The 11,576-nt window shown below is 56.0% G+C and carries 13 protein-coding genes; all 13 read left to right on the plus strand.

Annotation, left to right across the window (positions count from 1 at the left end):
- Window position 1: 1 nt before the first annotated feature.
- The 13 genes from yceG to E2F51_RS15725 all read left to right on the plus strand — a co-directional run bounded on the left by yceG (window position 2) and on the right by E2F51_RS15725 (window position 11,482).
- Window positions 2–1,021: a cell division protein YceG gene (gene yceG, locus E2F51_RS15665; RefSeq protein ID WP_134823887.1), complete on the plus strand. Its 1,020-nt coding sequence runs from the start codon at window positions 2–4 to the stop codon at window positions 1,019–1,021.
- Window positions 1,011–1,643: a dTMP kinase gene (tmk, locus tag E2F51_RS15670; protein ID WP_013201684.1), complete on the plus strand. Its 633-nt coding sequence runs from the start codon at window positions 1,011–1,013 to the stop codon at window positions 1,641–1,643. The genes yceG and tmk overlap by 11 nt, the downstream gene beginning before the upstream one ends.
- Window positions 1,640–2,638, plus strand: coding sequence for a DNA polymerase III subunit delta' (gene holB / locus E2F51_RS15675; RefSeq protein WP_134824882.1), 999 nt, complete (start codon window positions 1,640–1,642; stop codon window positions 2,636–2,638). Before tmk ends, holB begins: the two co-directional genes overlap by 4 nt.
- Before the next feature lie 9 nt (window positions 2,639–2,647).
- The gene (locus tag E2F51_RS15680) at window positions 2,648–3,442 is read left to right on the plus strand and encodes a metal-dependent hydrolase (RefSeq protein WP_134823888.1); all 795 of its coding nucleotides are present in this window, start codon (window positions 2,648–2,650) and stop codon (window positions 3,440–3,442) included.
- Window positions 3,443–3,732: 290 nt separating this feature from the next.
- Window positions 3,733–5,166: a PTS glucose transporter subunit IIBC gene (gene ptsG, locus E2F51_RS15685; protein WP_134823889.1), complete on the plus strand. Its 1,434-nt coding sequence runs from the start codon at window positions 3,733–3,735 to the stop codon at window positions 5,164–5,166.
- A gap of 170 nt (window positions 5,167–5,336) precedes the next feature.
- Window positions 5,337–5,687 carry a purine nucleoside phosphoramidase gene (gene hinT, locus E2F51_RS15690; protein ID WP_013201688.1) on the plus strand — a complete coding sequence of 117 codons (351 nt, stop codon included), beginning with the start codon at window positions 5,337–5,339 and terminating at the stop codon, window positions 5,685–5,687.
- Between the two features lie 25 nt (window positions 5,688–5,712).
- Window positions 5,713–6,081 (plus strand): YcfL family protein, encoded by a 369-nt coding sequence (locus E2F51_RS15695; RefSeq protein WP_013201689.1) that lies wholly within the window; start codon window positions 5,713–5,715, stop codon window positions 6,079–6,081.
- A 10-nt stretch (window positions 6,082–6,091) separates the two neighbouring features.
- Window positions 6,092–6,688 (plus strand): penicillin-binding protein activator LpoB, encoded by a 597-nt coding sequence (gene lpoB / locus E2F51_RS15700; protein ID WP_013201690.1) that lies wholly within the window; start codon window positions 6,092–6,094, stop codon window positions 6,686–6,688.
- Window positions 6,648–7,517, plus strand: coding sequence for a thiamine kinase (gene thiK / locus E2F51_RS15705; protein ID WP_245174120.1), 870 nt, complete (start codon window positions 6,648–6,650; stop codon window positions 7,515–7,517). The genes lpoB and thiK overlap by 41 nt, the downstream gene beginning before the upstream one ends.
- A gap of 22 nt (window positions 7,518–7,539) precedes the next feature.
- The gene (gene nagZ, locus E2F51_RS15710) at window positions 7,540–8,550 is read left to right on the plus strand and encodes a beta-N-acetylhexosaminidase (protein WP_209215447.1); all 1,011 of its coding nucleotides are present in this window, start codon (window positions 7,540–7,542) and stop codon (window positions 8,548–8,550) included.
- A gap of 24 nt (window positions 8,551–8,574) precedes the next feature.
- Window positions 8,575–9,117 (plus strand): alpha/beta hydrolase YcfP, encoded by a 543-nt coding sequence (gene ycfP / locus E2F51_RS15715; protein ID WP_134823891.1) that lies wholly within the window; start codon window positions 8,575–8,577, stop codon window positions 9,115–9,117.
- A gap of 221 nt (window positions 9,118–9,338) precedes the next feature.
- On the plus strand, window positions 9,339–10,643 hold the full coding sequence (locus E2F51_RS15720; RefSeq protein ID WP_013201694.1) for an NAD(P)/FAD-dependent oxidoreductase: 1,305 nt from the start codon (window positions 9,339–9,341) through the stop codon (window positions 10,641–10,643).
- A gap of 299 nt (window positions 10,644–10,942) precedes the next feature.
- Window positions 10,943–11,482, plus strand: coding sequence for a glycine zipper 2TM domain-containing protein (locus tag E2F51_RS15725; protein ID WP_013201695.1), 540 nt, complete (start codon window positions 10,943–10,945; stop codon window positions 11,480–11,482).
- Window positions 11,483–11,576 lie beyond the last annotated feature (94 nt).

The raw sequence follows: 11,576 nt of genomic DNA on the forward strand, positions 1-11,576 counted from the left end.
CATGACAGTAAAAAGAAAACTCTTCACCGGGATTGTCGTCATCGTCGTGGCGGCCATCACCTTCAGCTACTGGCAGATACGCCAGTTTGCCGACTCGGCGCTGACCATCAACAAAGAAACGATCTTTACGCTGCCGGCGGGTTCCGGACGTGTGGTGCTGGAAGCCGAACTTAACCGCCAGCATATCGTGCCGCAAACGGTCTGGTTTGGCTGGCTGTTAAAGCTGGAGCCGGAACTGGCGAAGTTTAAGGCCGGGACCTATCGCTTCACCCAGGGCATGACCGTCAGGCAGATGCTCGATCTGCTGGCCAGCGGGAAAGAAGCTCAGTTCCCGTTACGTTTGGTTGAAGGGCAGCGTTTGCAGGAGTGGCTGGCACAGCTGCGTGCAGCGCCTTATATCAAGCACACGCTGTCTGACGATAAGCTGGCGACCGTTGCCGCTGCACTGTCATTACCCGAACAGGATGTGGAAGGCTGGCTCTTCCCGGACACCTATGCCTATACCGCCAATACCACCGACGTGGCGCTGCTGAAGCGGGCTAACGAGCGGATGGTGAAACTGGTGGATAACCAGTGGCAGGGCAAAATGGACGGCCTGCCGTACAAAGACAAAAACGATTTGGTGACCATGGCATCGATCGTCGAAAAAGAGACGGCTTTAAGCGACGAACGCAGTAAGGTTGCCTCGGTATTTATCAATCGTCTGCGCGTCGGTATGCGTTTGCAGACCGATCCCACGGTGATTTACGGCATGGGCGACAGCTACAAAGGCACCCTGACGCGTAAAGACCTGGACACGCCAACCCCTTATAATACCTACGTCATTGCCGGTATGCCGCCAGGGCCGATTGCCATGCCGAGCAAAGCCTCGCTGGAAGCGGCTGCACATCCGGTGAAAACGGACTTCCTCTATTTTGTCGCAGACGGCAAAGGTGGACACACGTTTACCACTAATCTGGCCAGCCATAATCGTGCGGTTCAGGCGTGGCGTCTTGCGGTGAAGGAAAAAAATGGACAGTAAATTTATCGTCATCGAAGGGCTGGAAGGGGCGGGTAAAACCACTGCCCGGGATGTGGTGGTCGCCACGCTGCGTGAGCAGGGTATCAGTGACATCGTGTTCACGCGCGAGCCGGGCGGCACGCCGCTGGCGGAAAAGCTCCGTGACCTGATCAAGCAGGGCATTGACGGTGAGCGGGTGACGGATCAGGCTGAACTGCTGATGCTGTATGCCGCGCGCGTTCAGCTGGTTGAAAACGTGATCAAACCTGCGCTAGCCAGCGGTGCCTGGGTCGTGGGCGATCGTCACGATCTCTCTTCCCAGGCGTATCAGGGCGGCGGACGCGGCATGGACATTGCGCTGATGAGCCAGCTGAAACACAGCGTGCTCGGCGAGTTTGCGCCGGATATGACCATCTATCTCGACGTGACGCCAGAAATTGGCCTGCAGCGCGCCAGAGCCCGTGGTGAACTGGACCGCATTGAGCAGGAGTCGCTGAACTTCTTTATCCGTACCCGTCAGCGTTACCTGGAGCTGGCCGCCAGCGACAGCAGGATCCAAACGGTCGATGCCACGCAGTCCATTGAGCAGGTCAGCGCCTCGATCCGTCAGGTGCTGGTCGCATGGCTGAAGGAACAGCGATGATCTGGTATCCGTGGCTGAATCAGCCCTATCGTCAGATCCTCAGCCAGCACCAGGCCGGGCGTGGTCATCACGCATTGCTGCTGCAGGCGCTGCCGGGGATGGGCGATGCCTCGCTGGTATGGGGCATCAGCCGCTGGCTGATGTGCCAGCGCCGTGACGGGTTGAAAAGCTGTGGTGAATGCCATGCCTGCCAGCTGATGCAGGCGCACACCCATCCGGACTGGTACAGCCTGGAAGCGGAAAAGGGCAAGAGTTCGATCGGCATCGATGCGGTGCGCAGCATCACCGAAAAGCTCTACCACCATGCTCAGCAGGGTGGCGCGAAGGTGGTGTGGATCCCGGATGCGGCTCAGCTGACCGAAGCGGCGGCGAATGCGCTGCTGAAAACGCTGGAAGAGCCGCCAAAAAACACCTGGTTCCTGCTCTGCAGCCAGCAGCCTGCGCAACTGCTGGCGACGCTGCGCAGTCGCTGCCTTAACTTTCACCTTTCTCCACCGGATGAGGCGCAAAGCCTTAACTGGCTGCTGAAGCAGGTCTCCACCACAGAACAGGATGGCATAACCGCTTTACGTCTCAGTGGCGGTGCGCCGGCGGCGGCACTCAGTCTGTTAGAGGAAAAGCGCTGGGCGGCCCGCCAGTCGCTGTGTAACGCGCTACCGACGGCATTGCGCGACGATATGCTAAGCTTGCTGCCCGCGCTGAACACCGATGATGCCGCGCACCGCACCGGGTGGCTGTGTGCCTTACTGGTCGATGCATTGAAATGGCAGCAGGGTGGCGGCCAGTATATTGCCAACGTCGATCGGCAAGCGCTGATTGCCGATATGGCCCTGCAACTGCCGACCAGCGCACTGCATGAAAGCGTGCGCCAGTGGATGGTCTGTCGCGCTCGTCTGCTTAACGTGGTTGCCGTGAACCGTGAATTATTACTGACCGACCAGCTGCTGGGATGGGAGCAAATGCTTACCCCGGCGCCGTCTGGTCAGCCTGAATAGAGAAGAATTATGTTTTTAGTTGATTCGCACTGCCATCTCGATGGACTGGATTATGACACCTTGCACAACGATGTCAGCGACGTGCTGGCGAAAGCCGCCGCGCGCGATGTGAAATTTATGCTGGCGGTCGCCACCACGCTGCCGGGTTATAAAGCGATGGTTGAGCTGATTGGCGATCGCCCGAACGTTGCCTACTCCTGCGGCGTTCATCCGCTAAATCAGGAACAGCCCTATGACTTTGCCGAACTGCGCCAGCTGGCTGCAGACCAGCGGGTGGTCGCCATGGGTGAAACAGGCCTCGACTACTTTTATCAGAAAGAGACTAAGGAGCAGCAGCAGGCATCTTTCCGCGAGCATATCCGCATCGGTCGCGATCTGAACAAACCGGTAATCGTCCATACGCGTGATGCGCGTGAAGACACGCTGACGATCCTGAAAGAAGAGAAGGTGGAAGGCTGTGGCGGCGTGCTGCACTGCTTCACCGAAGATCGGGAAACGGCCGGCAAACTGTTGGATATGGGTTTCTATATCTCCTTCTCGGGCATCGCAACCTTCCGCAATGCGGAGAGCATCCGCGAAGCGGCACGCTACGTGCCACTCGATCGTATGCTGGTCGAAACGGATTCACCGTACCTGGCGCCGGTGCCGTTCCGCGGCAAAGAAAATCAGCCCGCTTACACGCGTGATGTTGCCGAATATATGGCGGTGGTCAAAGGCGTCAGCATTGAGCAAATGGCTGAAGCCACCACAAAGAACTTTTCCGATCTGTTCCACGTGCCGCTCTCCCGGTTATCCGACGCATAACGACGGCGTTCACGTCAGCCGGCAGCGGCTGTTGATGCAATTCCGCATCGCTCTGTTGGGTGATGCGGTTTTTTATTGTGCAAAACCTGGCATTTTCTGGCCATTTGAACTAGATGATGTGCAAAGCTTCGATGAAACGTGATGCTCATCAAACTAAATTTTAGCGATTTATTTTACTCTTCGTAATAAATACCGAGAACGCTAAGACGTTCCGAAAATAGCGGGGATCTCCCCTCCGTTATCACGCGTAACGCGCGTAAAACAGCAATCATACTCAGGAGCTTCACACTATGTTTAAAAATGCCTTTGCCAACCTGCAAAAGGTCGGCAAATCGCTGATGCTGCCGGTGTCGGTTTTGCCGATAGCCGGTATTCTGCTGGGCGTTGGTTCTGCCAACTTCAGCTGGTTGCCTGCCGTGGTTTCTCACGTCATGGCGGAAGCAGGTGGTTCAGTCTTCGCCAATATGCCGTTAATCTTCGCGATTGGCGTGGCGCTGGGCTTCACCAACAATGACGGCGTTTCGGCACTGGCCGCCGTCGTTGCCTATGGCATCATGGTGAAAACCATGGCGGTGGTCGCGCCGCTGGTGCTGCATTTACCGCCGGCGGAAATCGAAGCCAAACATCTGGCGGATACCGGCGTACTCGGTGGCATCATTGCCGGTTCGATTGCGGCATACATGTTTAACCGCTTCTACCGTATCAAGTTGCCGGAATATCTGGGCTTCTTTGCCGGTAAACGCTTTGTGCCGATTATCTCTGGCTTCACGGCGATCTTCCTCGGTGTGGCGCTCTCCTTTGTCTGGCCACCGATTGGTACGGCGATTCAGGACTTCTCACAGTGGGCGGCTTACCAGAACCCGGTTGTTGCCTTCGGCCTGTATGGTCTGATTGAACGTACGCTGGTGCCGTTTGGCCTGCACCATATCTGGAACGTTCCTTTCCAGATGCAAATTGGTGAGTTCACCAATGCGGCGGGTCAGGTATTCCACGGTGATATCCCACGCTATATGGCGGGTGACCCAACGGCGGGCAAACTTTCCGGCGGCTTCCTGTTCAAAATGTACGGTCTGCCAGCGGCGGCTATCGCTATCTGGCATTCAGCGAAACCAGAGAACCGCGCCAAAGTGGGCGGCATTATGATCTCCGCTGCACTGACCTCGTTCCTGACCGGCATCACCGAACCGATTGAGTTCTCATTCATGTTCGTGGCACCGGTGCTGTACGCCATCCACATTCTGCTGGCCGGACTGGCGTTCCCAATCTGTATCCTGTTAGGAATGCGTGATGGCACCAGCTTCTCGCACGGCCTGATCGACTTTGTGGTGCTCAGTGGTAACAGCAGCAAAATCTGGCTGTTCCCGGTGGTAGGCGTCATTTATGGCCTGATTTATTACACCGTATTCCGCTTTGTGATCACCAAATTCAACCTGAAAACGCCAGGTCGTGAAGAGACAACTGCGGAGCAAACGGTGGGTAACGCCAGTGAGATGGCCGGTAATCTGGTCGCAGCCTTTGGCGGCAAAGAGAACATCACCAATCTGGACGCCTGCATCACCCGTCTGCGTGTCAGCGTGGCGGACGTGACCAAAGTCGACCAGCCTGGCCTGAAAAAATTAGGCGCGGCGGGCGTGGTGATTGCCGGGTCCGGTGTTCAGGCCATTTTTGGCACTAAATCCGATAACCTGAAAACCGATATGGATGATTATATCCGTAACAGCTAAGGGTTTATTCCGTGACGAAAGGGGAGCTGAGGCTCCCCTTTTTCATGCCCGTACAAGCCGAATGCTGACATGCCAGGCGATTAGCGTAAGAAATGTCACGGGAAGGTTGAAAGAAAACGGCTAACTCACTCATACTGCCTGAACTCTACTTTTCGTTAAGGAAGTGACTGATGGCTGAAGAAACGATTTTCAGTAAAATTATCCGCCGTGAAATCCCGGCTGACATCGTCTATCAGGATGAGCTGGTGACCGCCTTCCGTGATATCTCGCCAAAAGCGCCCACTCATATTCTGATCATCCCCAATATTGTGATCCCAACCGCCAACGATGCGGTGCCAGGCCATGAAGCGGCGCTGGGCAGGATGATCACCGTTGCGGCTAAAATTGCCAAAGATCAGGGCATTGCCGAAGATGGCTACCGTCTGATCATGAACTGCAATAAACACGGCGGGCAGGAGGTTTATCATATCCACTTCCATCTCGTCGGTGGTCGTCCTTTAGGCCCAATGCTGGCTAACTAGCCCTCTGATACGGACACACCTCACTATGCGGGCGATTGCCACAGGCATAACGTTACTGGCGCTGCTCAGCGGATGCAGCAGCCCTCCCACCACCATCAATACCTCGCAGTCGTTGGTGATGGAGTCATCGGTCCTGTCAGCCGGGATCACCACCGATCAGCCGGTGATGTCCGAAAATGAAGGGCAGCAGCGGGCCTCCTCGGTGCTTTATAACCAGCAGGTGAAGCCGGTAACCGTTCACTACCGTTTCTACTGGTATGATGACAAAGGTCTGGAAATCACCCCGTTTGAAGCCCCGCGCACCACCACCGTGGCCGCCAATGGCAATATTGAAATATCATCGCAAACCGGTAACCTGACGGCGAGCAAAGTCAGGCTCTATTTGTATCTTTAGGAGTTATTGCGTGGAAAGGAAGTTAATCAAACTCTCGGGTGTCGTGTTACTGGCGCTGATCCTGGCGGGCTGTGTGAATGAACAGCAGCAACCGCAGAAGCCTGCGCCGGTCGAGCCGGTGCAGCCGACTCAGCCAGTCCAACCGCCTGTTGAGCCACCGCCAGCGGAAACCGTACCACAGCCGCCGAAGTTCCAGTCCATTAACTGGGATGCCAGCGTCTCGCCATTGATTGCGCAGATGCTGAAAGCCGATGGCGTCACCGCCGGCAGCGTTCTGCTGGTGGATGGGGTGAAAAACAGCACCAACGGCAGCCTGCAAATCTCTAAAGCTACCGCTGCGCTGCACACGGCACTGGATAATAATACCCAGTTCACGCTGGTCACGCCGCAGCAGCTAGCGACCGCCAAGCAGACGCTGGGCCTGTCGGCAGAAGACAGCCTGGGCTCACGCAGTAAAGCCGTGGGTCTGGCGCGTATTGTTGGCGCGCAGTATGTGTTGTACAGCAACGTGCAGGGCGATGTGAAAACGCCTTCGCTGCAAATGCAGCTGATGTTGGTGCAGACTGGTGAAATCATCTGGTCAGGCAACGGTGTCGTCCAGCATTGATCCGGCGCTTGCCAGGCTGATCACCCAACAGTTTCCGGCGGCGCAATCCGCCGGTTCTTTTTTTCCGCTGACCGGGCTCACCGGCCAGACCGGAAAAGTCGTGGTGGGCGACCTGACCTTGCTGGCTCGCCATCAGCGAAAAGCCGAGCCTGTTCCCGGCGTCGATCGCCGTCGCGAGTACCATATTCTGCGCAAACTCTCAGGCAGTGGTCTTGCACCAGCGGTGCAGGGTTTTAACGCAGAGTGGTTACTGCTGGGCTGGCAGCCTGGCGAAGCGCTGGATCGGCAGGGGTTTATTCAGCACCTTGAGGCGGTTGCCTCAAAGGTGGCCACCTTGCACGCGCAGCCACTGAGCGGCTACCGGCTTTCTCTGCTGTCGCTGTTACAGCAGTACTGGCAGTTAAGTTGCCCGACGCGTCGCCATCATGGCTGGCTGCGGGCGCTTAAAAAGTGTCAACAGCAGGGCGAGCCCAGGCCGCTGCGGCTGGCGTTACTGCATATGGATATCCATGGCGGTAACGTCATCCGTCATCGGGACGGCTTGCAGCTTATCGACTGGGAATACGCCAGCGATGGCGATGTGGCGCTGGAGCTGGCGGCGATAGTGGCGGGCAACGGCCTCAACCAGCAACAACAACAGCAGCTAACGGCTTGCTATGCCGCGCAACAGAATATTGACCAGCAGGCGCTGACGCAGCAGATGCAGCGCTGGCAGCCGTGGCTGCGACTGCTGATGGCCAGCTGGTATGAGCTGCGCTGGCAGCAGACTCAACAACCGATGTTTTACACGCTGGCAGCAGAAGCCTGGCAGCGGGTGTTATCAGATTAAGAGGTGAAGTGTGGGACCGGTAATGTTAGACGTGCTCGGCTACGAGCTGGATGCAGAAGAGCGTGAGATTTTACAGCACCCGCTGGTCGGCGGGTTGATCCTGTTTAGCCGTAATTATCACGATCCTGCGCAGCTGGCCGAACTGGTCAGGCAAATTCGCGCGGCATCGCGCAACCGGCTGGTGGTTGCCGTCGATCAGGAAGGCGGACGCGTTCAGCGCTTTCGTGAGGGCTTTACCCGTTTGCCCGCCATGCAGTCTTTCTACGCGTTAAATAACGAAGCGAAGGCCGCCGAGCTGGCCCAGCAGGCCGGCTGGTTAATGGCCTCAGAAATGATCGCCATGGATATCGACATCAGCTTTGCGCCGGTGCTGGATATCGGCCACGGCAGCGCGGCCATTGGTGAGCGCAGCTTCCATGAAGATCCGGCCATTGCTTTACGTATGGCGCGTCAGTTTATCCGCGGAATGCACGACGCGGGCATGAAAACCACCGGCAAGCATTTCCCCGGCCATGGTGCGGTCAGTGCCGATTCGCACAAAGAGACGCCGCGTGATGACCGCAGCGAGCAGGAAATTCGCCAGCACGACATGCAGATTTTCAAACAGCTGATTGAAGAGCAGGCATTGGATGCGATCATGCCGGCGCATGTTATCTATACTCAGATCGATCCCCGTCCGGCAAGCGGATCGTCCCACTGGTTACAGACCGTGCTTCGCGGCGAGTTAGGATATGACGGCGTGATTTTCTCGGACGATCTGTCGATGGAAGGTGCGGCGATTATGGGCAGCTACGCAGAGCGTGGCCAGGCATCGCTGGATGCCGGCTGCGATATGATCCTGGTCTGCAATAACCGTCAAGGTGCGGTCAGCGTGTTGGATAATCTGTCGCCGATCAACGCCGAACGCGTCAGCCGGTTGTATCATCGGGAAACATTTACCCGCCAGCAGCTGCTGGATTCGCCTCGCTGGAAAGAAGCGAACAAGGCCCTGACCGCGCTGCAATCGCGCTGGCTGGAGCGAAAAGGCAGCTGACGGCAATTCTCAACGAGGATGGCGATGATCATTTATCTGCACGGTTTTGATTCCACCAGTCCGGGGAACCATGAAAAGGTTCTCCAGCTGCAGTTTATTGACCCCGATGTGCGCTTGCTGAGCTACAGCACGCTGCATCCCAAGCATGATATGCAGTATCTGCTGAATGAGACCGATAAACTGCTGCGCAGCACTGACGATGAAAGGCCGTTGATTTGCGGCGTGGGATTAGGTGGCTTTTGGGCCGAGCGCATTGGTTTTCTCAGCGATATCCGCCAGGTCATCTTCAATCCGAACCTCTGGCCTGAAGAGAACATGGTGGGGAAAATCAATCGCCCGGAAGAGTACGTCGATCTGGCGACGAAATGCGTCAGTAATTTCCGCGAGAAGAACCGTGACCGCTGCCTGGCCATTCTCTCGCGCAACGATGACGCGCTGGACAGCCAGCGTTCGGCAGAGTCGTTGCAAAGCACCTATGAGATTATTTGGGACGACGTGCAGGGCCATAAATTTAAAAATATCGCGCAACATCTGCAACGCATCAAAGCCTTTAAAACCCTCGGTTAACGCTTTAGGGCGCAGTCATCCGGCTGCGTCCTGCCCCTTATTTCTTCGTACTATTCTGAGATCGTTGGTAAAAATTGACCTGCATCAATTTTAAGAGATCTCTGCTTCATCCCCGTGCTATTCTGCCAGCAGATAGCGAATTAAACTCGCCAACCCTATGTTTACTAAGGATATTAATTTAACCTTTAGTTAACGATCGGTTCACAATTTAAGGGGGTCAATTGACTACACCACTGAAGAAAATTGTCATTATTGGCGGAGGGGCAGGCGGACTTGAACTTGCTACTCAGCTGGGTCACAAGTTGGGGCGTAAGAAAAAGGCTGAAATCACTCTGGTCGATCGTAACACCAGTCACCTGTGGAAACCGCTGCTGCATGAAGTGGCCACCGGATCGCTGGATGAAGGGATTGATGGTCTGAGCTACCTGGCGCATGCCCGCAATCACGGTTTCCAGTTCCAGCTGGGCACGCTGACCGATATCGACCGCGAAGGCAAACGCCTGCAGCTGTCTGAGATCCGCGATGCGCAGGGTGAGCTGTTGGTCCCTGAACGTGAATTGGCCTATGACACCCTGGTGATGGCGCTGGGCAGTACCTCTAACGACTTTGGTACGCCGGGCGTAAAAGACCACTGCATTTTCCTTGATAATCCGCACCAGGCGCGTCGTTTCCACAATGAAATGCTCAACCTGTTCCTGAAATTCTCTTCCAGCGAAGGGCCGCAGGACACAGTGAACATCGCCATTGTTGGCGCAGGCGCCACCGGCGTTGAGCTGTCGGCCGAATTGCATAATGCGGTCAAACAGCTGCACAGCTACGGTTATAAAGGGCTGGATAACAGCGCGCTGAACGTCACGCTGGTGGAAGCCGGTGAGCGTATTCTGCCAGCGCTGCCGCCACGTATCTCCACCGCGGCGCATCAGGAACTGACCAAGCTGGGCGTGCGGGTATTAACGCAGACCATGGTCACCAGCGCCGATAAAAAAGGGCTGAACACCAAATCGGGCGAGTTTATCGATGCCGATCTGATGGTGTGGGCAGCGGGTATCAAAGCGCCTGACTTTATGAAAGAGATTGGCGGTTTGGAAACTAACCGCATCAATCAGCTGGTGGTGAAGCCCACGCTGCAAACCACGCTGGATGACAGCATCTTCGCCATTGGTGACTGTGCATCCTGTGCACTGCCTTCCGGCGGATTTGTGCCGCCGCGCGCGCAGTCTGCTCACCAGATGGCTTCGCTGGTGCTGGGTAACATCCTGGCGCAGATTAAAGGCCAGAGCCTGAAATCCTATGTCTATAAGGATCACGGTTCGCTGGTGTCGCTCTCTCGCTTCAGTACGGTGGGAAGCCTGATGGGTAACCTGATGCGCGGTTCGATGATGGTGGAAGGGCGCATTGCGCGTTTCGTTTACATTTCGCTGTACCGTATGCACCAGGTGGCGCTGCACGGCTACTTCAAAACCGGCCTGATGATGCTGGTTGGCAGCATTAACCGGGTGATCCGTCCGCGCCTGAAAATGCATTGATCGCAATTTAGTCGTTGTAGTACCACAGTATTTGCAAGCATCAAGGCTTATAGTGACGCGTTTACTATAAGCCTTTCTTCTTTTACCGCCCCGCAAAGCCGTCGATCGGAACACTCTTAAAAGCTTTCTCTTATGGTAACTGGACGTGATTTCGTCCGGTATTCTTATTGTCACAATTGGTCCTGATGCGCAAAATTACCCCAACACCACATGGCGCGTCGCGCACGCCAGGTAATGGTCTCTGCCACGGAATGGGCTGCAGGCTAAATTGCGCGGTAACAATTTCAGGAGAACGTCCTGTGAATAAATCAATGTTGGCAGGTATCGGAATTGGTGTGGCAGCGGCCCTGGGCGTCGCTGCTGTTGCAGGCATGAACGTTTTTGATCGCAGCCCGCAGTATGCGCAGGTGCTTTCCGCAACACCAATTAAAGAAACGACCAAAAACCCACGTCAGGAATGCCGTAACGTGACGCTGACACACCGTCGCGCCGTGCAGGATGAGCACCGTATTGCCGGTTCAGTACTGGGCGCGGTAGCGGGTGGCGTGCTGGGCCATCAGTTTGGCGGCGGTCGCGGTCGCGACGTGGCAACCGTTGCCGGTGCAGTGGCCGGTGGCTATGGTGGTAATCAGGTGCAGGGCGCACTGCAGGATCGGGATACCTACACCACCACCGAACAGCGCTGCAAAACCGTTTACGACAAGCAGGAAAAAATGATGGGTTATGACGTTACCTATAAAATCGGTAACGACCAGGGCAAAATCCGTATGGATAATGACCCAGGCACCCGTATCCCGCTGGACAGTAACGGTCAGCTGGTGCTGAACGACAAGGCATAAAATCCGGCAGTTGACGCCACGCGCGTAGCTGCCTGATAAGATGCTTACCGTTGTGGGCATCTCGCGGACAGAAAAAAAGCGGCTGATTAGCCGC

Source organism: Erwinia sp. QL-Z3 (genome assembly GCF_004551645.1).
Lineage (GTDB): Bacteria > Pseudomonadota > Gammaproteobacteria > Enterobacterales > Enterobacteriaceae > Erwinia > Erwinia billingiae.